The following is a 21,709-nucleotide window of genomic DNA, read 5'->3' on the forward strand; positions in this document are numbered from 1 at the left end:
GTCATACCTTCATGCGCACCTGGTCACCGTGAATGGCGCCCCTACGGTGTTCACTCACGTAAGAATCCAGATAGCCAAACCACAAAGCTTTCCATTACGCATAATCCGCTCCATCCAAATCTCTTATTAACATCTCCATTTATTTTCTCCGCAGTTCCAGCGTTATAGTCAATATCATCCGCATCCCTCAATAGTGAGTATTTGTCCCTTAAAGAAAATCATGATCATCATCACATTATATAGAGTAGAGCACGATTAAATAATGGACTCAATATTTGAAAAAAACACGTCATTAATCTGATTAATAAAAAAAACCTTCACTAATTGGATATCAGCAGCCACACTGTCAACCAAATTAATTTAGCCTGCAGAATAAGCAGTGATGTTGGGTGTTTCTTATATGAATATTTAGCAATAAAACACAACATTAATGCATATAGAAGAAAGCTTCATTTTTTGCGGATGGCTTATAAACAGTCCTTAACGCTATCAACACAGCTATGTAGATGAGAGACATGCAATGTACTCTAACTCAATATGGATCATGTTAGAAAAATCGGTCAATATCATCGGGCTAATATATATTAACGCGCTGATGGCAAAATACATTGGCCCTGAAGACTTTGGCAAAATCAACATTTCAACTTCTCTGTTTATATTTGTGCAAACGCTATCGTGGTTTGGCGGTCAGAACATCATTTTTAAACGCATGAGTGAAAATAGTAAGTCCGGAATCGCATTAGCGATGCACACGCAAAATCAACGGCGGTTCTTCTTCCTCCTGTCATCAAGCGCGGTGTTGATCTACCTCTACTTCTTCACTGACATAATTGTGTTTCTATTTGGTTTGGCCAACTGCATTGCCACTTACTACATCGTGATGGATTTCTTTTCCATCTACAACAACACCCAGTTAAAATCAAAAATAAACACCATCACCAATGTGATTGGTTTATCTGTTGCCTTGTTGATTCGATTCTCGATTTCATACTTTAAAATGCCCGTGTACTACTTCACGATTCCTATAATTATCATCCCGCTCATACCTTATATCCTGCGGCTTATCTATTTTAAATACACCACAAAAATAAATGCGAGTCGCAAGGGCGCCGGAATGTATAACCGCCATATGTTATTCACCGGGGGAGCGTTGATTTTGTCGAGTCTATCGGCTGACATCTATACGCAGATATCGAGCATTTTTTTGGCAAAAATCCTTTCTTACTCAAACCTGGGCGTGTATAGCGTCGCGTTAACCATAGGAGGTGCCTGGTCATTTATCGTATTGGCATTAATTACAAGCTTCTTCTCAAAGATATACAGTGAAAAAGATCAAATCACCGTTGAAATGCTACTCATTAAAATCAATCGAATTGTCATCCTGTGTTCGCTTATTGCGTTAGCTGGATTTTATTTTTTTGGTGAATACTTCATCCATTTACTGTATGGCGATAAGTATATGGATTCCGTCACCATCATTCCCATCATTATCATTGGCACCATGTTTTCTGCATTAGGCACAATTTGTTATCGCTATATGATCAAAGAGTCCGGATACAGTTACCTGGCTAAAAAGATGTTTTTATGCTGTATCTTAACCATACCGCTATCCTGGCTAATGATTAATTCCTTCGGCATTAATGGGGCTGCATACTGTTTTTTGATCGTTGAGATTACGTCCTGCACTTTACTCAATTACTTTTTCAGAAATAAAACAATCATCAAAATGCATCTTAACATTTTCAAACTGAGATAATTTTAATGAAAATGATAAAACACACAGTCAAATCAGCGTTAAAAATCAGCGCATACATGTACCCAGAATTTTGCGCTAAAACACATTACTATATCAAGTTCAAGAAAAAGCTGGACTTAACCAACCCAATTAATTTCAATGAAAAAATTCAGTGGCTCAAATTCAATGAGTTCAATGGTGATATTTATACCTTATGCGCGGATAAGTATAAGGTTCGGGAGTATGTGATAGCGAAAGGCTGTGGTGAAATCCTGAATGAACTGTACGGCGTGTATGATGATCCACAGGATATTGACTACCGCGCATTACCCGATAAATTCGCGCTTAAATGTAACCATGGCGCAGGCTACAACATAATCTGTGATAGCAAAGCATCACTGGACATTGAAAAAACCAACAAGCAACTCAATAAATGGTTGAAGCAGGATTTCTCAACCCATTTCATTGAACCGCAGTATAAGAAAATAGACCGAAAAATCTTATGCGAAAAATACATTGAGAATGAACGTGGTGGCTTTCCAGAGGATTACAAATTCTACTGTTTCAATGGAAAACCTTATGCGGTAATGGTTTGCATGGAGCGAGAGAAAGGCACACCTAAATTCTATTATTTTGATATGAACTGGAACCCGCTTCCCTTTGAAGATACTGTTGAATTGATCAATACCAACAGCTATCCAAAAATGCCGGAAGGTTTCAATAAAATGCAAGAGTATGCAGTTAAGCTGGCAGCTGATTTTAAATTTGTGCGCGCTGACTTCTACCTTCTCAACGGAAAGGTTATTTTTGGCGAATTGACATTTACGCCTTCTGCCGGACTCGATGTGACATTGCAGGAAGCCGATGCTATTTTAGGCAGCCAGCTAAAGCTGTAGTTTCAAAGTGATTGATTTACCGACTATCGTAACAGGTGCGCATCAATGCGCACCCTACGAAAACCTCGCCAAACTGCCGTAGGGTCGCCATTTATGGCGACCGATGCACTTACCATTCATCCCCTCCTGTCACAGCGTCTATACTGATATGCATGAATAAATAATCCGCAGATAACCGATAACAGAATGGTTACTGATTTTTTTGACTTATCTGACAACCCAGGTTGTTGGCTTAATAAAAGGGAAAGTAATGCCATTATTATTTGATGAGTTATCTGGTGCTCCAACATGGGTGCCTGCTGTTTTGCTTGTCACTCTCTCCCTCGCAATAGGATTTCTGGCGCGATTTATTCTCCTTAGATTTATCCGCTACTGGCAAAATCGTGACAGAAAGCTATTCAAGTCACTGGAAAAGCATCTGCGCGGTTCGATGTTTCTGTTTATTCCTTTACTGTTAATCAGTGCTGGACTTAATTATGTTAACATCCAACCGGGATCCCTGAGTTTTATTACCACCACCGTTAATATATTTATTATCTTATCCTTCTGCTCGGTGCTTATTCGATTGATTAATGTAGCGCAGGATATGCTATTTATTCGCTATGACATTAACCTCTCGAATAACCTTCGTGCCCGAAAAATTCGCACGCAGATAATGTATGTGAAAAAAGTCGCGATTGTCGTACTGGTGACATTATGTCTTTCACTGATTCTGCTCAGTTTCCCTGGCGTGCGAAAATTTGGCACCACCATTCTCGCCGGTGCTGGCGTTGCCGGTATAATCATTGGCTTTGCCCTGCAGAAATCACTGGTTAACTTGTTTGCCGGGATTCAGATCGCCTTTACCCAACCGATAAAAATTGATGATGCTGTGGTGGTGGAAAATGAATGGGGCTGGATTGAAGAGATCAACCTGACTTATGTTGTGGTGCGTATCTGGGATCTGCGCCGTTTGGTTCTGCCCATTACCTACTTTACCGAAAATGCCTTCCAGAACTGGACGCGCAATAACGCCCAAATATTAGGCTCGGTTTTTCTCTACCTCGATTATTCAATGCCATTAGATCCTTTGCGCAAGCATTTTGAAAAAGTCCTCAGTGAAACCAAACTTTGGGATCAACAAACTCAGGTGCTACAGGTTACGGATACCACCGATAAAACCATGACCATCAGATTATTAATGACGGCGCAGAATTCCCCCACCGCCTGGGATTTACGCTGTTACGTGCGGGAAAAGATGATTGAGTTTATTCAGCAAAATTATCCGCAGAGTCTTCCTCATGTGCGGGCAACATTGACTGATGCGGGGGTTAGAGAGGCGAGTCTATAAAGTTCTCGTGGGAAATCTTATACAGCACATGCTCAGCAAGAGCGTGATCGGCAATTAACGCGGGATGGAGAAAGGTAGTTTGTTTCTGCATCCCCAATCGCTGCATCAGTTTCGCAGATGGCGTGTTATGAATGCTGGTAAACGAAACAACCTCGGGCAGATGCAAAACATTAAACGCATAAGCCAGCGAAGCTTCGGCGGCTTCTTTGGCAATTCCCTTACCCAGAATTTTTTATTGATACGCCAGCCAATTTCCGTGCAGGGAGAAAAGTCGAAGCGATCTGGCTGATGTGCTAACCCTACGCTCCCAACAAATTCACCGGTAGTTTTCATTTCAACGGCCCAAAAACCCCAACCCTGGTTTGCAATAATCATCGCCATGAACCTTGCAACTACGTTGTCACTTTCCTGGCGATTCAGCGCTTTTGGGAAATACTTCATTACTTCAGGATCGGCGTTGAGTTCGGCAAAAGGTTGTAAGTCCTTTTCCTGCCATTGTCGGAGGATCAGGCGGCTTGTCTCTAACATTTTAAATTCACCTTAAAAAACGCTAACGATTCCCTGATCTTACCTAATAGCGCATCGGAAAGACCATCTGCATCGATGAAAATTGATGTCATCAAGCGCATACACTTTAGCGATGCCAATGAGTGAGTAATGCTTGAAACGGTCGCCATGAATGGCGTAATGCCGATCAGCTAACCGCCGTATCAAATCACCGCACCTTCCGTAGCGGCGCGATTTATCGCGCAATGAATTGCGCCGCTACAATGTGTGCTCTCGGTAATTAGGAGTTTTCATGTTTTAACTGACGAGCAATACGCCATGAATGGCGACCCAACAATTATTTGGCAGGTTATTGCGCAATAAATGGCTTTGTTACGGAATGTTGGTAGTTCAAACTTTGCAATCACTTTTCATCATAGTGATAAGCTGTGATTATTCCTTTATCTGAAAAATCGACAGTGAGAGATTGCTCTCTGTCATTGATTAATGGGATGAGGAAATAGATGCGTCTATCAACAATTTTAGAGTAATATTCCCAATGCTTAGCATTATTATAATTCACTGAATTTATCGGAGTGCCAAAAGTGAGCAGTACTTCTTTACGACTCGTCACTTCAGGGACGAGTTTCTGCTTGATTTCTTTCTCTGAATAGTCTGAAAGCCGAGTCTCTTTTGTACGATCAACGTTAGCTGCACATGAAGAGATGAGCACGCAAATCCATCCTGTGAGAATTAATCGCCCCCATTTCATTTTGAAAGTTCCTTTTCAACGTAGATTCCATTTACGCTATCAAGCACAACTTCCTTGAGGTATAGAACACAATATCCTGTCTTATCGCCATAGCTGATATGAGCTTCGTAGATTTTTTTCTTTTCAGGGACAAACGGCAGATTCACGTGACATCCCTGATATAATGAGTGATGAATGATGGTTTTTTCATCAGGAACAAGCAATGTCTCGACATAATCGTCCTGATATTTCTTGCCTGTTATTTTTGGTAATCCGATATCCTTTGTAGAACCTAAAAAGGGATTAAGATATGCATTATGCTTTAAGACCCATCCACCGGTTTTTTTACCTGAACTGTCAGTCTGATACAATGCATAACTCATTGGAGCACCGATAAGACGAATTTTTGCCACATCGGAACTTTCAGATGGCGGTGTGAATTGTTCTGGCTTAGGGAATAAATTAGTGCATCCTGAAAGGCTCAGTACCGCAGGGATTAACAAGGCGCTAAAATACTTCATGTAATATCCTTATTTAATATTAAATCTAATAACAGAAACATAAGAGTGAAGTTCAACCAATATAGGAAGGAATACTCTTTTGATAAATACGAAAAGAGTTATCGGCAATATTTTGTGTAACTTTATTTTTTATGCGTTTATTGTTGTCTAGCGGAAAGTTGCATAATGAGGATTTACCGCACAGGTTTGATTCCTGGTCGTCATAAATGGCGACCCTACGATTTAAAAAGGAGGTTTTTACATGGCAGCAAAGGAACACCATTATCAGGTCACGGTGCGCTGGACCGGCAACCGCGGCAACGGTACCGCATCTTATGCCGCTTATGACCGTAACGCGGAGCTGATTGCCGCTGGTAAAGAGACGGTTGCACTGAGCGCCGATCCGGCGTTTCGCGGGGATGCGGCGCGCTGGAATCCGGAAGAGTTATTGCTGGCTTCGGCCTCGGCATGCCACAAATTGTGGTATTTGCATCTCTGTTCTGATGCCGGAATTGTGGTGGAAGCTTATGAAGATGCCGCGGAAGGGACAATGATTGAGGGCACGCGCGGGCGATTCACGCAAATCACGCTGAAACCGCGCATTGCGCTGCGCGATCCGGCGGATGCGGACCGCGCGCGTGAATTGCATCATCAAGCTCACGAAGCCTGCTTTATTGCTAACTCGCTTAACTTTCCGGTGAACTGCGAACCCGAGTTCGTGTAAATCAGGCCGCGCCGGCCAGCGACGGTTGCCACAAGCGCACGCCGTTGCGTCCGGCGCGTTTCACCTCATACAGCGCTTCATCGGCATGCCGCAGCCAGTGACGAATGGATTCTGCATGCGCTGCCGATGCAATACCAATACTCACCGAACAACGAAACTCCGCCGACGCCGGTAAGCGCACCTGCGCGATCTTTTCCTGCAATCGTTGGGCCAGCGCCACTACCGATTCGTCGCTGGCATGATGCACAATCACGCCCAGCTCATCGCCGCCAAAACGCGCTGGAATATCCTGCAATCCCACATGATTTCGCAACAGCGCAGAGATCTCCGCCAGCAGAAAATCGCCCGCTTCGTGTCCCCACGTATCGTTTACCGATTTGAAATAATCGAGGTCCATCAGCAGCAAATAGCCGGCGCTATCGCCACGGCGCGTACTGAGAAATTCGCTCTCCAGCCGACGTTCAAACAAGCGACGATTGGGGATTTCCAGGCCGGGATCCATCAGCGCAATGCGCTCCAGCTCGCGGTTACGTTTGCGCAGTTGCCAGGTGAGATTGTACGAGGTGACGCTGAGCACCAGCATGTAGCAGGTTGCCAGCGGCAAGCTTAGCCAGACGGTTCGCGTGCTGAATGCCAAATCAACGCCCGCGCCATCCACCAGCCATACCAGCACAAATGCGCAGAGAAATGCCTGCATCGCTGCGATAAGCTGCGATGCACCGCCCGCCGCATAGCGGTCCGAGGCCAGCACCGCCATGATGACAAATGAAGGCAGCGGACTCAGCGCCATTAGCGCCACCCAAATGCCACCGAAGGCGGCATCGAGGGTTAAATTGTGCCGCTCGGTAGTGGTGGAATCTTCGGCACGCAGCGCGCGGCGATAAGCCAGCCACGGCCATAGAAACGCATTCACAAATAACAGGGCGCTAAACGCCAGGCCACGATCCCTCTCCATCAGTACCGAGAGAATCGGGAAAAAACATAAAATCGTGCCGAGCTGACGCATGATAAACATGCGGCGGACGAAGCGTTGGGAGCGCCGCTTCAAATGGCTATCGTCAGGTGAGTAGTAGTTCATGCACGGGAAGTATCAGGACGACAAGAATTGCAGTTTAACGGGAAAAATTGGCGGCAGGTCGCTTTATTTTAAGAATATTTACCTTGTAGTTCTGCAACCGCACAAAATTGTCGCATTCTGACCAAAAGAGAGGCAGTGGAAGTAAATCTGGATCTACTTCCACTCTGTGTTTTTAACGTGCAGCACCTTGCAGGCGGAATTGCGACACTAATCGCTCCAGCATCAGCGCCTGCTCTTCCAGCGAATTCGCCGAGTGCGAAGAGGCGCTGACCAGCGTGGCGTTCTGCTGCGTGGTGGTATCCAGCTCGCCCACCGCACGGGCAATTTGCTCGATGCCGCGACTCTGTTCATCCGACGCCGCTGAAATCTCTTCCATGATTTCATTCACGCGCGCAATGCTGCCGAGAATCTGATCCATGGTTTCACCGGCGCGCGCCACCTGCTGGTGGCCATTGCTGATGCGTCCGACCGATTCACTGATCAACTGTTCGATATCTTTCGCCGCACCGGCGCTGCGCTGTGCCAGATTGCGCACTTCGCTGGCGACCACGGCAAAACCGCGTCCCTGCTCACCGGCACGCGCGGCTTCTACCGCCGCGTTCAGCGCGAGGATATTGGTCTGGAACGCGATGCTGTTAATCACGGCGGTGATATCGGCAATCTTCTTCGAGCTATCAGAAATTTCGCCCATGGTGTTCACCACATCCCGCACCGCGATGCCGCCTTTATTGGCGTTGTGCGAGGCTTCCGCCGCAATCTGACTCGCCTGGCGCGCATTGGCGGCGTTGTTTTTCACTGTGGCGGTGAGCTGCTCCATGCTGGCAGCGGTTTCCACCACCGCCGCTGCTTGTTGTTCGGTGCGCGAAGACAAATCGAGGTTGCCCTGATTAATGGCGCTGGCCGCCTGCGACACGCTGTTAACGCTGCTCAGCACATCGCCGATCATGCTGCGCAGCCGTTCGTTCATGCGTCCCATCGCTGAAGTCAGCTTGCCGAGTTCATCATGCCGATCGGTGGCAAATTGCGAGCTGAGATCGCCATTGGCGATGCGCTCGGCCAGTTCCAGGTTATGGAATACCGGACGCGTAATCTGGCGAATGATGTACCACGCCACCAGCACGCCGAACAGAATCGCCAGACCACCAATCAGCAGCGAAATCGCCGCCGAGCCATTGGCCAGCTCATCGTTACGCGCTTTTACGATGGTGATGATCTGTTTAATCGCCGCACTGCTCTTATCGCCCGCCACTTTGACGGTATCTTCCGCCGCACGCAGCTGACCATAGGCATCTGCCGCTTGCAGACTCAGGCTTTTGAATTTCTCGGTGTCCTGCCACAGTGCGGTGAATTCGCCTTGCTGTTCCGGCGGCAACTGCGCCAGCAGCGCTTTCATGCCTTGATCCGCCTGCTGGAAATGATTCTCCAGCGTTTTACGCAGCGCATCGCTGACGTTAAAACGCAGCGCCCAGGCTTCTTCGCGCACATTGCTGATAGCGAACAGCTGCTCGTAAATTTGATTGGTAAGTTCGGGATTGGTAACAGGAGTGCGAATCAGTTGGGTGTAGCGCGAAGTCATGTCTTGCTGGCTTAAGGAATCAAGCTGCGCGCGCAAGCTATTGAGTTGCTGCGTGGCTTGCGTCATGGCGCCAATGCTGTTCTGGAAACTGGCGAGGTGCGTAGCCAGTTCATCCACCCGCGCTCTGGCGCCATCCGACCATGAAAGCTGTTTCGCGTCGTTGGTGAGCTGCTGCGCGTGCGTGACATAATTCGCCATCACCTGACCGGATTTGTCATCACCATACAAATATTTGAGGCGGTTAATTTTGGCCTGAAACACTTCAATGTTGATGTCATAAATCAGGTTAGTTTTCTGATAGATGTCATGAATGGCGTTGAAGCGCTGCACACTCAATCCGGTTGCCAGTGCCACTAACAGCAGCACAATGCCGAATCCTGCCGACAGCTTACGCGTGATGCGCACATTACGTAATCGGGATACCAGCCCCATGTTCCCTGCTCCTGCGTTGATTATTTTTGTATGGTTTGTAAGGGAGTTATCGGAGCGGTGCGGGAAATGTTTATTCAGGATTGTGCAAAAAGTGATTGCAGGATGTGACGCGCCGCGACGACGTGGAACGTGACGATTGCTGTATTAATGTTAGGCATCATCCTTTCCGCAAATGGAAATTATATTTCCGCGAGTTCGCTAAATCCCTTTAAAAACCGACTAAAACCGCCTGGCATGGTTTTTGCTAGTAATTCAGTATCTCTTTGTACAGGATTGGAAAAACCGTGTCGGCAAACGCAATAAACAACGAACAGGTTGTAGGATTTTTTATGGAAACATCATTTCATTATGATGTTTACCGAAATATTATTCTCGAGCTGATGAATCAGAAAATACCTTGCGAAATCATCATCAATAATTTAATTGAAGATGACTTCGTTAATAATATGGTTAGCTATCTCCGCACCCTAAATGTTGCTGGATTACGCTTCAGTCTGCTCTCCACCGTTTTGCAAGAGTCCAAAAAATACGCCTGTCTGGTGAGTCCTTATCATCTTCCTTATGCGGTGGATGTTGCGAAGGTGCATATTCGTACGGTTTATGGTCTGGCTAAAAACGAGTGGAACCATGCTGAATGGAATAATAAGTATCAACACATTTTATGCTACAGCCACTACACGGAAAAATCGCTGAATCTGGCCGACCGCACGAAGGTGGTGGGTAACCCGCGTTTTGATGACTGGCATAACAACGCATACATGCTGGATTGCCCCGATTACTTAAAGTTATCGCCGACAAAACCGACTCTGCTCTATGCGCCAACCTTTGGCGAGTTGAGCTCAATCATTCACTGGGCAGAGAAACTGAGTCGGCTTAGCAATGAGTTTAATGTTATTGCTAAGCTTCATCATGGAACGCTGTATAAAAAGAGCGAGCGACAAGCTCTTAAAACGGCAAAACGCTTCCTGAAAAAAATCGTCCAGCCTGAGACGTCCACGTTTACGCTGCTGAAACAGGCGGATTATGCTATTAGCGACAACAGCGGCTTTATTTTTGATGCTATCAACGCCGATAAAAAAATCATCTTGCTGGATTGGGACGGCATGGAAAATCTGCTGAAAGATAATAACTCATTCAGCACGCATGAAAGTCCAGAACAGCAGGTCCGCAAGTTTTTACCGGTTGCACGGGATATGGTCGATATCAGAAATTATTTGTCTGATGATTATCCATGGAGTGAACAAGCGGAGATGATGCAGCACATCAAAACCGAGTATTGCGATGCATTTAATGACGGCAAAGCCGGTAAGCGTGCCGCGCAGGTTATCGTTGATGCGATAAAGTAGCCGCAAAACTGCCCTCAGCCTTGAACGCGGGCTGAGGGTATTAACGTTTCTTAATTATTTCTATTAAAGATGTGGTCGAGATGGTGGGCGTGCGCTCAAGGTAAATGACTTCAGCCAGTGAAGAAAACTTATCAAACTTCCCTTTCCAGTCATCGCCCATTACCAGCGTATCGGCATTATATTTTTTAATATAGTCAGCCTTCAATTCCAGCGATTCTTCCAGAAACACTTCATCGACATATTTGATGCCCGCGATAATCGACATTCTGTCACTTTCATCGTAAACCGGGTTGCGCCCTTTTTTATGGAAGTTTAAGGCGTCAGAAGAAACCCCGACAGCTAACCAGTCACCCAGCTTTTTTGCTCGCTTTAAGATATGTAAGTGCCCCACATGGAACACATCGAAGGTGCCGAAGGTGATGATTTTTTTCATTGGTTTGATATCGATTTAAAAAGTTAAACCCAAACGTAGCAATTTACATGCCACAAAAATAAATACTTAATTTCAATAAGATAGACGAAAGCCATGGGTTTTGCGGAAGTGACACTTCCATTTAAGCGGAAAGGATTGATGCGGCGAATTGTGAATGGATGGATTGCCTCAGTCGGGCATAAAAATCTCAATTTTTGCTGTTCGACCAGCAGGCTGCAAGAGAGTTGAACCCGAGTGTTGTTATGTAAAAATGTAAAAGTATGTTGTAACTATATGCGCTATTTTTCTCTGGCGAGCGGGTACAGCGGGCTAAGGGATAAAATCAATTATATCAATATCATGAATTTGTTTACCCAGGCGATTTCAGCATGAAATCGCCCGCAACAACGTGCGGGCAGAAACGCTTTACCAGCGGGTCGCTTGCATATCGATAACGAAACGATACTTCACATCACCCTTCAACATCCGGGCGAACGCCGTTTCGATCTCTTGACCGGCAATCAGTTCAATATCGGCAGTGATATTGTGCTTGCCGCAGAAATCCAGCATCTCCTGAGTTTCCTGAATGCTGCCAATTGATGAGCCACTAATGCTCAAACGACGATTTACCATCGGCGTGACATTTGGAGACTGGTGCGGCTGCTCAGGAATACCAACCAGCACTAAGCGACCGTTGGTTTTCAGCGTGGCAAGGTAAGGATCGAGATCGTGCGGTGCTGAAACGCAGTCTACGATGAAATCCAGTGAAGTTTGCGCGGCGGCCATCTGCCCGGCGTCACGTGAAACCACCACGCGCGTCGCACCCAAGCGCAGCGCATCTTCGCCTTTGGCCGGTGAAGTGGTAAACAGCGTGACTTCCGCGCCCATCGCGCTCGCCAGTTTTACCGCCATGTGACCTAAACCGCCCAAACCGACCACGCCAACTTTATCTCCCGCTTGCACGTTAAAGTGCCGTAGCGGCGACCACACGGTGACGCCCGCACACAGCAACGGCGCAACGCCCGCTAACGGCAAGGTTTGCGGTACGGACACCACAAAGTGCTGATCGACCACCACATTCTGCGCATAGCCGCCCCACGTGCTGTCGCCGGTGTATTTGTCGATGCCGTTGTAGGTCGCAACAAAGCCGGATTCACAATACTGCTCTTCTTTCTGCTGGCAGAAATGGCATTCGCGGCAGGAATCGACCATTACGCCGACGCCAACCATATCGCCGGCTTTGAAATTCGTAACGTCCGCGCCGGTTTCTACTACGCGTCCGACGATTTCATGTCCCGGCACCAGCGGATAGCGGCTGACCGCCCACTCGTTACGTGCCATGTGCAAGTCTGAATGGCACACGCCGCAGTACAGAATTTCAATTTTGACATCCTGCTGCTGCAGCGGACGTAGCGCAATCTGGCTGGAAGAGAGCGGTTTTGCCGCGTCGTGTGCGACTAATGCATTGATTTTCAAAGTGCCTCCGAAATGAACTGGCTTTGGCTAGCTGAAGGCGGCAGACTATAGTGAACATGGTGCAAAATTGATAGTAGTTACCTTTTGGTAACCATAATGGAGGCGCGAATTATGCCCGCGATTGTTGACGGTAAACTGTTTTTTTATGCGGATTCGCCGCCGCGACGGCTGATGGATCTGTTCTCGGTCAAATGGAGCAGCATGGTTCTGCATGCGCTTTACCACTGGCCGAACCATCGCGCGCGCACCGGCGAGTTGCAGCGCAGCCTGCAGGGAATTTCGAAGAAGATGCTATTTCAGACGTTAAAAGAGCTGGAGCAGCGCGGGCTGATTGCGCGTCACGTTTATGATGTGGTGCCGCCGAAAGTCGATTACCGTTTAACCCCGCTCGGCATGACGTTCGCGGCACCGATTGAGCAGATGTATCAATGGGGGCTGGAGAATCAGGCGGCGCTGGATGAGATGGAAGCCCACTATCGCGCCGCTACGGACGCGCCATCAGCCGCGCCACACAATCCCGATCGTGCTGCTGACGCGGATTAAATACCACCAGACTTAAACCCGGTTTGCCTTCAACCGCGAAGGTGCTGTATTCCAGCTCCAGCACGCCTTCGTCCGGCAGCCACAGCTGTTTGATGCCTTCGCCATGCTGGCTAACTTCCTGCGATTGCCACAGCTGGCGGAAGGTGTCGCTCATCTCGCACAACTCATCCACCAGCGCACGCACATGCTCGCTGGCGCCAGTGCGCGCCACATCCGCACGGAAATTCGCCACCATGCCGCGCGTCACTTTGTGCCAGTCCGGCAGACGCTTTTTCATCTCTTCATTACGGAACATCATCAGCAGGATATTGCGCTGGGCCGGCGGCAGCTCGGCGTAATCGACAAACACTTTGGTCGCCGCACGGTTCCACGCCACCACTTGCCACTCTGCGGTTTTGACCAGCGCAGGCGTGTTCTCCATGCTGTCGAGCACGCGCTGCAGCGATGGCGAAACATCCACGCCCGCTTGCCATGTCACGCCCGGCAGACGATTTTGTGCCAGCAAAAACAGGTGATCGCGCTCGGCGGCGCTCAGTTCCAACGCGCGAGCTAAGCGTTCCAGCACTTCTTCCGATGGCGCGCCGCCTCTGCCCTGCTCCAGCCACGTATACCATGTGGTGCTGACACACGCGCGCACCGCCACTTCCTCCCGACGCAGGCCCGGCGTGCGGCGACGCAATAAGGTGTAGCCGAGTTTCGCCGCATCCAACCGCTGGCGACGTTCACGCAGATAGTTTCCGAGCAGGTTGTCATCTTGCTGAGTCATGCCTTTATCCTGTTAGTGCGTATACCTGTATAAGCTCACGACTTTTCGTCGCGTCGCAGACTTTTATGATAGTGCTTCAACTTTGAAAAAGTGGAGTACCAATATGCGAATTTTTGTGACCGGGGCGAGCGGCTTTATCGGTTCCGCCATTGTGAAAAAACTGCAGGCACGCGGTTATCAGGTGCAAGGTTTGGCGCGCAGCGAGGCTTCCGCAGAAAAACTACAGCAGCAAGGTGTGCAGGTGATTCGCGGCGATCTGCAAGATCTCGACGGCCTGCGCAAGGCGGTAGAACAGAGCGATGGCGTTATCCACGCCGGGTATATCCACGATTTCAGCCGCATGGATCATGCCGCCGAGGTCGATCAGCGTGCGATTCTGGCGATGGGTGACGTATTGGCAGGTTCAGATCGTCCACTGATTGTCACCACTGGCACCGCGCTAGTGTCGCCGGGACGTCTCGCCACCGAACAGATTCGACCGGCAGCGGGCGCGCATCCCCGTTCCAACTCCAACGTCGCCGCGCTGGCACTGGCCGAAAGCGGCGTGCGCGTGGCGCTAGTGCGCTTACCGCCAACCGTACATGGCGCAGGCGATCACGGATTTATTCCGATGATCATCAATATGGCGAAGGAGAAAGGCGCGGCGGTGTATGTCGGCGAGGGCGATAATCGCTGGCCTGCGGTACATCGCGATGATGCCGCTGAACTGTTTTGCCTCGCGGCTGAAAAAGCTGAGCCAGGCGCGATTCTGCATGCGGTGCAGGAAGAAGGCGTGCCGTTCCGGCAGATTGCCGAAACCATCGGCGCCGGATTATCACTGCCGGTGAAAAGCCTGACGCTGGAAGAAGCTAAAGCGTGGTTAGGCTGGATGGCATTTTTCGCATCTACCGATAATCCCTCCTCCAGCGCGTGGACGCGTCAGACGTTTAACTGGCAGCCGAGCGGGCCGGGGTTATTGCAGGATATGCGAGAGGCGGGATATTTTGATTAATGAACCCGTGATGAGTTCTCAAGATCATTAACTTAAAACGCTAAGAGAAATACTTACCCACATCGTCACGCTGATGAATAACAGCGAGCACTTCAATTCCACCGGGCACCACACGATAGAAAATCATGTGGGAGCCGCTAGGGAAACTCACAATATTCGGGCCAAGTTCGTCACGTTTACGGCCTGTGCCCGGATTTTTATCCAAATGACTCAAGGTGTTCTGCATGCCCTGAACATAGATTTGCGCTGTCATTGGCCCATACGTTTTATGCGAATGTGCACTGATGTCTCGGACCTGCTTTCTAGCTGGTCCGGTAAAAATGACGGTCATCCCTGGATTTACTCCCCGGCAGATTTGATTTCTTCAGCAGTCAGTGGGCTAAAAACATCTTCCATAGAGTAAACATCGCCTCGCTCGGAAGCAGCAATGGACTCCGTTAGCATATTGCGGAGATTCGCCAGCTTGTGTGCTTCCAGCGCGTTGTAATCGTCCACTGACATAATGACAAATTTTGGATTGCCATTTTTGGTAATACCGACAGGCTCGCGTGTCGCTTTGCTGAGAACTTCGCCAAACTGGATTTTGGCTTCGCTGGCTGTAAAGCTATGCATAACTCCACCTATTTTGGTCAAATCGTACCGATTAATACCTATTTTAGTTCTCGCGATGGCCTTTTACAATCACAACTTTGAACGTTGTCGGCACCTAAAAACATCAACCAAACGGCACTTCGCGCGCCAGAATGCGGGCGATCACGTTAAGTGCGCCTTCGTCATTGTTGCTTTCGGTTCTGTAACGCGACACAGCGCTGACCGGCGCGGCGGCGTTCGCCATCGAGAAGCTGTAGCACGCCTGACGCAGCATTTCGATGTCGTTGGCGCTGTCGCCAACCGCCACCACTTCACAATCATCGATGCCCCATTTTTCCTGCAGCAACGCGATGCCATGCGCTTTGTGGCAGCCGGGAATGATCAAATCAACAAAACCAAACCCGCTGGAAACCGGATGCATGATGTTTTCAATCGCACCCAACTCAGCGTGCAGACGTTCCATCAAGGCATCAACGCCTTCGTGCGCCAGATTCAGCGAGAACTTAAAGATGGTGTCGTCGATATCATAGAGATTGTCGCGCTTTTCCAGACGATGATAGTGATTTGCCAGCATAGCAATCACTTCGTCGGACATTGAGGTATGCACGTACGCGCCGTTACGGCCACAAACCACAGTGCTGATGTCCGGCTCTTTGGCGAGAATATCGAGGATTTGATGCACGCGTTCCTGCGCCAGTTCGCCGCAGAAGATCTCTTCATTACTGTCAGAAACCCAGGCGCCGTTTTCCGCGACAAAAGCTATCTCATCTTTGATGTCAGGAAAGTAGCGCAGCAACTGATAATACTGATTGCCGCTGGCGACCACGAAACGAATGCCCTTCTCTTTCAGCAACGCATACTGACGCGCAAAGCGCTGCGCGTTGTACTGTTTGTTGTCATCGAGAAAAGTGCCATCCATATCCACCGCAATCATCTTCACTGCCATTTTGCTCTCCCGTTTGCTCATTCGGCTCAATAAAGGTTTTGTTAAGCTTACTCGCGGTGTGGATTATTGAGAATGTGAATAATGAGTTTGTTAACCGCTTTCAGAGATTTCCAGTCCATCTTTTACTGTAAATCAGCGCCTTTTTCCCTGATCCAGGCACAAAACATCGCCGCCATCTCTTGCGCGTAAGCCTGAATCTCTGCTGGCGTACGCGGCGATTCGGAAAAATGTTTCCCAACATTGCCCAGCGTACTATTCAATAAATCTGTGGCGCGCGCCCGTTCGTCATCCTCTGACTGCGGTAACACTTCCCGCAGAAAATCACTGATGACGTTTTCTCCCGCCGCGCGCGCTTCCTGCACCTCCGGCGCATCACGATACAGAGGCGCGGCGTCATTCAGCGCGGTGCGCATTGCCGCCTCTTCACATTCCGAGTGCAAAAACGCCAGCGTGAGATCGTGCAACCGCTGACGCGGCGTGTTGGCGGTATTGCGCAGAATCGCGCCTAACAAATCGCCGGTACGCTGCCACTCTTCGCTTTGTAACCGGAAAAGAATAGCCGCCTTATTGGGAAAATATTGATACAGCGATCCAATACTGACGCCCGCGCGTTCCGCCACTCGCGCCGTGGTGAAACGCGCGGCACCTTCCAGCTCTAAAACCTGAGTAGCCGCCTGCAAAATGGCGGACACCAGCTCGCTGGAGCGCGCCTGCTTGGGTCTTTTTCTCTCTGAAATCTTAGTGTTACGTGGTTCAGTCACTATCATCTCCTGAACACGAATAGTGAAATGCGAATGATTCATCGTATTCTGTTGGCACGGCAAAATCCAATTTGTCTGCACGGAGAACAACATGAATACCTTAACTTCTGCGCCACTGGCGCCGCTGCTGAATTACCTGTTTGAGCTGGCCGATAATATGGCGCATCCAACCAATGACGCCTTCAGAACAATGTCTGACGCCGAACAACATCGCCTGCTGCACAGCAAAACCGATTACCTGGAACTTTATGGACATCTAAAAGAGGTTCCGTTGGCGGTATCGCGTGAAACCGGCAAGCTGCTGTATATGCTGGCGCGCAGCAGCAATGCCAAAACCATCGTTGAGTTTGGCACCTCGTTCGGCATTTCCACGCTGCATCTGGCGGCGGCGGTACGCGATAATGGCGGCGGTAATATCATCACCTGCGAGTTTGAACCGGGGAAAGTGGCGTTAGCCCGTAACCATTTCGCCGATGCGGGCGTAAGCGATTTGATCGAGGTGCGCGTGGGCGATGCGTTACAAACACTGAGTCGCGATCTTCCCGCCTCCATCGACATGCTGGTGCTGGACGGCGCAAAAGCGATTTACCCGGAGATTGTGACGTTGGTGCAGCCGTTTTTGCGTCCCGGCGCGCTGATTGTTGCCGACGATGCCGACTTCAGCCCGGAATATCTGGAGCTGGTGCACAGTAATCGTGGTTTTATGTCGCTGCCGTTTAATGATGGGGTTGAGGTGTCGATGTGGCTGGGGAAGGCGTAATTAAGAAGGTCGCCATGAATGGCGACCCTACAATCAGTTAAACCATGGCTGGAACGGGTCGGGGAATTCCACCCAGTTATCGGGCCCGAGCGCCATTTCCTCATCGGTTAACAGCGCCTCTTCCAGTTTGCTACGCAGCGCGGTTTCATCCATTTCGATGCCGATAAACACCAGTTCCTGTCGCGCATCGCCGCTACCGTCAACCCAATTCTCTAAGATGTAGCCAAGGTTTTCCGCATCTTCTGGCCAGCGATCTTTTGGCACGCTGGCCCACCACATGCCGGCTAAACCCTGACGCGATACGCCGCCCGCCTGCGACCAGGAACCGGCATGACGCGGACGGCTGGCGAGCCAGAAGTAGCCTTTGGAACGCACCACGCCGTGCATCTCGTTTTCAATAACGTCAGAAAAACGCATTGGATGGAACGGGCGACGCGCGCGGAATACGAAGTTGCGAATACCATACTCTTCGGTCTCGGGCGTGTGTTCGCCACGCAACTCTTGCAGCCAGCCCGGCGCTTGTGCGGCGGCATCAAAATCAAACAAACCGGTATTGAGCACCTGATCCAATCCCACTTTGCCGAATTCAGAGGTGATGATGTTGGCGCGCGGATTGAGCGACGTCAGGATGGCCATCAGCCGCGCTTTTTCCGTCTCATTGATCAGATCGGTTTTGTTGAGGATCAGCACATCGCAGAACTCAATTTGGTCGACCAGCAAATCCACCACCGTGCGCTCATCCTCAGCGCCCAACGATTCTCCGCGCGACTGAATGCTCTCATTCGATTCATAGTCACGCAGGAAGTTAAAGCCATCGACCACCGTCACCATGGTGTCGAGCGAGGCGACTGCAGACAGACTTTGCCCCTCTTCATCGGCAAAGGTGAAGGTCTCCGCTACCGGCAGCGGTTCAGAAATGCCGGTCGATTCGATCACGAGATTATCGAAGCGGCCATCTTTCGCCAGACGATTCACCTCCAGCAGCAAATCTTCACGCAATGTGCAGCAGATGCAGCCATTACTCATTTCCACCAGCTTTTCGTCGGTGCGCGACAGCTCTGCCCCGCCCTCGCGCACCAGCGCGGCATCAATATTCACTTCCGACATATCATTGACGATCACCGCCACACGACGGCCTTCGCGGTTGTTGAGAATATGATTGAGCAGCGTAGTTTTGCCGGCGCCGAGAAAGCCGGAAAGCACGGTGACGGGCAGTTTTTTAAAACCATCATGGTTTTGGATTAATGCTGACATAGCAACTCCTCTGAATGACAAGGTTCACAAGGCGTATAGGCATACGCGCAACGTTGTTTTTAGTTATGTTATAACATAACAATTAACCTTGTCATTGAGGAATGTTGATCGATTGGTTTGGCAAGGGTTTCGTAGGGTGCGCATTCATGCGCACCTGCATACATAGAGCGACATTACGCCATAAACGGCGATCAATATGGCGAAGTGGGAAAACCCGCGATTACTGATTGTTCGGGTAACTCAAATCGATCGCGTTATCCGGCAATGTGGTGAAGTTTTTAACGATGGTGCGGAAATCCGCGTTCGGCTTCAGATCGGCAAACTGTTGCGGATAAAGATCTTTAGCCAGAATTTCCATGCCGATAATGTTGTACGGATGGTTATAGAAGTGGTGATACACGCCGTACACGCGGCCCTGTTTCACCGGCTCGATCTGCGCCAGGCCGGTGCGCTTCAGCAGCGTCTGGAAGGTGGCTTTCACTTCCTGCGGTTGCACGCCATAACCAAACGGCAACACATTGGCGTTTGGACGCTTCGATCCGGTCATGATGTAGACATCCGGTTTCATGGCGATGATTTTTTCCAGCGCGACAAATCCGGCGTTGCCCGGCAGCAGTTCAGAACCAATATTTTTGCCGCCCACCGCTTCCACCAATCCGCCCCAGCCATTGTGGCTGTGCGTGAAGCAGCAGTTGTCGCTATTGCCGGCGATCGGCTCGATAAACACCGTTGGTTTGTCTTTTACTTGCGCCACGCCTTGGGTGATGCGCGCGAATTTTTGCTGATAAAAATCGGTATAAGCCTTGGCCTGGCTTTCGCGGTTCAGCACTTTGCCGAGCAGCGTCACGCTCGGCGCGGTGTTCTGCGCCGGATGCAGTTCATAATCCACGAACACCACCGGGATATGCAGATTCTGTAAGGTGCCAAGCACGCCCGATTGCTGTAACGCCGGTTTGGCGCGCAGCTGCGCAATCATCAAATCGGGTTTCTGTGCCAGCACGCTTTCGAGATTGACCTGGCCCTGATCGTTAAAGCCCATATCGACGATTTTCGTCGCTTCCGGCCAGCGCCCTTTCAGCACATCCCAGGTTTGCGTGTCCTGTTTTTTCGGCAGATTATTCCACGCCACTACGCGCTTAAACGGATCGTCGCGATCCAGCAGCGCTAGCGTCAAAATGTCGCGGCCATCCTGCAAAATGATGTGTTGGGGTTCTTTGTTGATGGTTTGCGTGTTGCCGTCCATATCAGTGACGGTCAGCGGATACGTGGAGGCGGCAGCCGCCGTTGAAGCCAGTAATCCCAATGCCAAAAGCAGGCGCGTTTTCATGCCAAAACTCCGTGGTAAAAAGAATAGTTATTATTATCAATTACCTTAACACAACCTTAAGTGGCGAAAATAAACGCCACTTCAATCAGTTGTAACAGAGTTTTATGCGGGCGCGATTAGGTGAAATCAGAGAGTTTTTGTCCGGAGGTGATCAGTTCCTGCAGCAGCATCTGGCGACGCTCCTGCGGCGTATCGCGGCTGACCATAAAGCAGATCGCCGCCACGGCCTGACCACTGCGCGAACGGATCGGCGCCGCCATGCAGCAGGTGAAGCTTTCCGATAATCCTTCCGTCATGCAGTAACCGAGTTTTCCGGCATGATGAATTTCATCAAGAAACGCCTGCTTATCGAGGATTTGGCCGCTGGCGAGGCGATAATCCTCCTCCGGGATCAAGTCCAGAATCGCGCTGTCCGACCAGTTACTCAGCAGCAAGCGGCCGGTTGCGGTCCAGGTAATCGGCACACGCACGCCGATATCCGAAGTGATTTTAAACGGATGCGCATTACTCTCAGAGAGCACCACGGTGTATTTATTGCCTTCCAGCATGCAAAGCTGCACGGTTTCGCCGTGGCGCGCCACAATCTCCACCATCAGCTGATGTGCCCGCCGGATCAGATCGTTATGCGCCATATAATCCGCACCGTAATAGTGCATTTCACGGCCAAAGAACACCGCACCTTCGGCATCCAGCTCCACCAAACCGGCTTCACTCAACAGGCTGACTAATTCATAAATGCTGGAACGGGGTGCGCCGGTGGCGTCGATTAACGCGCGCATCGACATCGGCTGACGTGCGCTGTGCAACTGCCGAAAGATATCTATAACCCGGTCAACGCCGCGCGCCCGCGAGGGTTTTTCATCCGGCATAAACTCACTCCTTGGTGGCATGGGTACAAAAGGTAAAGGCAATGAAAGAAGGGCATGATACACCGCGCATTGGCTTTTACCCATCCCGGATTAAATAAATATTAATCACCTGCCTTTTATTAGCACGATCAATTTTGGCGCCTCATTATGGCGCATGAC

General features: G+C 49.7%; 22 protein-coding genes and 1 pseudogene. 8 read left to right on the forward strand and 15 right to left on the reverse strand.

What is annotated here, in order from left to right:
- The first annotated feature begins 520 nt into the window (after positions 1 to 520).
- From HX773_RS21595 to HX773_RS21605, 3 genes are all read left to right on the forward strand, one after another.
- Positions 521 to 1,756 carry an oligosaccharide flippase family protein gene (locus tag HX773_RS21595; protein ID WP_176973263.1) on the forward strand — a complete coding sequence of 412 codons (1,236 nt, stop codon included), beginning with the start codon at positions 521 to 523 and terminating at the stop codon, positions 1,754 to 1,756.
- A 5-nt stretch (positions 1,757 to 1,761) separates the two neighbouring features.
- Positions 1,762 to 2,631, forward strand: a complete 870-nt coding sequence (locus HX773_RS21600) for an ATP-grasp fold amidoligase family protein (RefSeq protein WP_176973264.1) — start codon at positions 1,762 to 1,764, stop codon at positions 2,629 to 2,631.
- Positions 2,632 to 2,881: 250 nt separating this feature from the next.
- Entirely contained in the window at positions 2,882 to 3,961 is a 1,080-nt protein-coding gene (locus HX773_RS21605) for a mechanosensitive ion channel family protein (protein WP_176973265.1), read from the forward strand.
- On the opposite strand, the pseudogene HX773_RS21610 reads toward HX773_RS21605, so the two are convergent.
- The 3 genes and pseudogenes from HX773_RS21610 to HX773_RS21620 form a co-directional block, all read right to left on the reverse strand.
- Positions 3,942 to 4,489, reverse strand: a pseudogene (locus tag HX773_RS21610) (GNAT family N-acetyltransferase). The gene HX773_RS21605 and the pseudogene HX773_RS21610 sit on opposite strands and share 20 nt — an antisense overlap.
- Positions 4,490 to 4,871: 382 nt before the next feature.
- The gene (locus HX773_RS21615) at positions 4,872 to 5,219 is read right to left on the reverse strand and encodes a hypothetical protein (RefSeq protein ID WP_176973266.1); all 348 of its coding nucleotides are present in this window, start codon (positions 5,217 to 5,219) and stop codon (positions 4,872 to 4,874) included.
- The gene (locus HX773_RS21620) at positions 5,216 to 5,719 is read right to left on the reverse strand and encodes a hypothetical protein (RefSeq protein ID WP_176973267.1); all 504 of its coding nucleotides are present in this window, start codon (positions 5,717 to 5,719) and stop codon (positions 5,216 to 5,218) included. The genes HX773_RS21615 and HX773_RS21620 overlap by 4 nt, the downstream gene beginning before the upstream one ends.
- A gap of 241 nt (positions 5,720 to 5,960) precedes the next feature.
- On the opposite strand from HX773_RS21620, the gene HX773_RS21625 reads away from it, so the two are divergent.
- Positions 5,961 to 6,422, forward strand: coding sequence for an OsmC family protein (locus HX773_RS21625; protein WP_176973268.1), 462 nt, complete (start codon positions 5,961 to 5,963; stop codon positions 6,420 to 6,422).
- 1 nt (position 6,423) lies between these two features.
- On the opposite strand, the gene HX773_RS21630 is transcribed toward HX773_RS21625, so the two are convergent.
- Both HX773_RS21630 and HX773_RS21635 read right to left on the reverse strand, forming a co-directional pair.
- Positions 6,424 to 7,500, reverse strand: coding sequence for a diguanylate cyclase (locus HX773_RS21630; RefSeq protein WP_176973269.1), 1,077 nt, complete (start codon positions 7,498 to 7,500; stop codon positions 6,424 to 6,426).
- 172 nt (positions 7,501 to 7,672) lie between these two features.
- Entirely contained in the window at positions 7,673 to 9,508 is a 1,836-nt protein-coding gene (locus HX773_RS21635) for a methyl-accepting chemotaxis protein (protein ID WP_176973270.1), read from the reverse strand.
- 329 nt (positions 9,509 to 9,837) lie between these two features.
- Here HX773_RS21635 and HX773_RS21640 point away from each other — a divergent pair, with 329 nt between their 5' ends.
- Positions 9,838 to 10,854, forward strand: a complete 1,017-nt coding sequence (locus HX773_RS21640) for a CDP-glycerol glycerophosphotransferase family protein (RefSeq protein WP_176973271.1) — start codon at positions 9,838 to 9,840, stop codon at positions 10,852 to 10,854.
- A 40-nt stretch (positions 10,855 to 10,894) separates the two neighbouring features.
- Here HX773_RS21640 and HX773_RS21645 read toward each other — a convergent pair whose 3' ends face one another.
- Positions 10,895 to 11,287 carry an adenylyltransferase/cytidyltransferase family protein gene (locus HX773_RS21645; RefSeq protein WP_176973272.1) on the reverse strand — a complete coding sequence of 131 codons (393 nt, stop codon included), beginning with the start codon at positions 11,285 to 11,287 and terminating at the stop codon, positions 10,895 to 10,897.
- 405 nt (positions 11,288 to 11,692) lie between these two features.
- The gene (locus tag HX773_RS21650) at positions 11,693 to 12,742 is read right to left on the reverse strand and encodes an NAD(P)-dependent alcohol dehydrogenase (RefSeq protein WP_176973273.1); all 1,050 of its coding nucleotides are present in this window, start codon (positions 12,740 to 12,742) and stop codon (positions 11,693 to 11,695) included.
- Between the two features lie 111 nt (positions 12,743 to 12,853).
- On the opposite strand from HX773_RS21650, the gene HX773_RS21655 reads away from it, so the two are divergent.
- Positions 12,854 to 13,285, forward strand: a complete 432-nt coding sequence (locus HX773_RS21655; protein WP_176973274.1) for a helix-turn-helix domain-containing protein — start codon at positions 12,854 to 12,856, stop codon at positions 13,283 to 13,285.
- Here HX773_RS21655 and HX773_RS21660 read toward each other — a convergent pair.
- On the reverse strand, positions 13,227 to 14,051 hold the full coding sequence (locus tag HX773_RS21660; RefSeq protein ID WP_176973275.1) for a helix-turn-helix transcriptional regulator: 825 nt from the start codon (positions 14,049 to 14,051) through the stop codon (positions 13,227 to 13,229). The genes HX773_RS21655 and HX773_RS21660 overlap by 59 nt on opposite strands.
- A gap of 103 nt (positions 14,052 to 14,154) precedes the next feature.
- Between HX773_RS21660 and HX773_RS21665 the strand changes: the two genes are divergently transcribed.
- Positions 14,155 to 15,042 carry an SDR family oxidoreductase gene (locus tag HX773_RS21665; RefSeq protein WP_176973276.1) on the forward strand — a complete coding sequence of 296 codons (888 nt, stop codon included), beginning with the start codon at positions 14,155 to 14,157 and terminating at the stop codon, positions 15,040 to 15,042.
- Positions 15,043 to 15,082: 40 nt separating this feature from the next.
- Here the strand turns inward: HX773_RS21665 and HX773_RS21670 are convergent, their stop codons facing one another.
- From HX773_RS21670 to HX773_RS21685, 4 genes are all read right to left on the reverse strand, one after another.
- The gene (locus HX773_RS21670) at positions 15,083 to 15,373 is read right to left on the reverse strand and encodes a type II toxin-antitoxin system RelE/ParE family toxin (protein WP_176973277.1); all 291 of its coding nucleotides are present in this window, start codon (positions 15,371 to 15,373) and stop codon (positions 15,083 to 15,085) included.
- A gap of 8 nt (positions 15,374 to 15,381) precedes the next feature.
- Positions 15,382 to 15,654, reverse strand: coding sequence for a type II toxin-antitoxin system Phd/YefM family antitoxin (locus tag HX773_RS21675; protein ID WP_061718980.1), 273 nt, complete (start codon positions 15,652 to 15,654; stop codon positions 15,382 to 15,384).
- Between the two features lie 103 nt (positions 15,655 to 15,757).
- Complete coding sequence (locus HX773_RS21680; RefSeq protein WP_008109141.1) at positions 15,758 to 16,579, reverse strand: Cof-type HAD-IIB family hydrolase; 822 nt, start codon at positions 16,577 to 16,579, stop codon at positions 15,758 to 15,760.
- A 122-nt stretch (positions 16,580 to 16,701) separates the two neighbouring features.
- Positions 16,702 to 17,340, reverse strand: coding sequence for a TetR family transcriptional regulator (locus HX773_RS21685; protein WP_370463631.1), 639 nt, complete (start codon positions 17,338 to 17,340; stop codon positions 16,702 to 16,704).
- 91 nt (positions 17,341 to 17,431) lie between these two features.
- Here HX773_RS21685 and HX773_RS21690 point away from each other — a divergent pair, with 91 nt between their 5' ends.
- Positions 17,432 to 18,100 carry an O-methyltransferase gene (locus HX773_RS21690; RefSeq protein WP_176973279.1) on the forward strand — a complete coding sequence of 223 codons (669 nt, stop codon included), beginning with the start codon at positions 17,432 to 17,434 and terminating at the stop codon, positions 18,098 to 18,100.
- A 33-nt stretch (positions 18,101 to 18,133) separates the two neighbouring features.
- Here HX773_RS21690 and zigA read toward each other — a convergent pair whose 3' ends face one another.
- The 3 genes from zigA to HX773_RS21705 all read right to left on the reverse strand — a co-directional run bounded on the left by zigA (position 18,134) and on the right by HX773_RS21705 (position 21,550).
- The gene (gene zigA, locus HX773_RS21695) at positions 18,134 to 19,354 is read right to left on the reverse strand and encodes a zinc metallochaperone GTPase ZigA (RefSeq protein WP_176973280.1); all 1,221 of its coding nucleotides are present in this window, start codon (positions 19,352 to 19,354) and stop codon (positions 18,134 to 18,136) included.
- Between the two features lie 220 nt (positions 19,355 to 19,574).
- Positions 19,575 to 20,681 carry an ABC transporter substrate-binding protein gene (locus HX773_RS21700; RefSeq protein WP_176973281.1) on the reverse strand — a complete coding sequence of 369 codons (1,107 nt, stop codon included), beginning with the start codon at positions 20,679 to 20,681 and terminating at the stop codon, positions 19,575 to 19,577.
- Between the two features lie 116 nt (positions 20,682 to 20,797).
- The gene (locus HX773_RS21705) at positions 20,798 to 21,550 is read right to left on the reverse strand and encodes an IclR family transcriptional regulator (protein ID WP_176973282.1); all 753 of its coding nucleotides are present in this window, start codon (positions 21,548 to 21,550) and stop codon (positions 20,798 to 20,800) included.
- Between the last annotated feature and the right edge of the window lie 159 nt (positions 21,551 to 21,709).

It is taken from the genome of Pantoea sp. B9002 (assembly GCF_013385945.1).
In the GTDB taxonomy this organism is placed as follows: Bacteria; Pseudomonadota; Gammaproteobacteria; order Enterobacterales; family Enterobacteriaceae; genus Pantoea.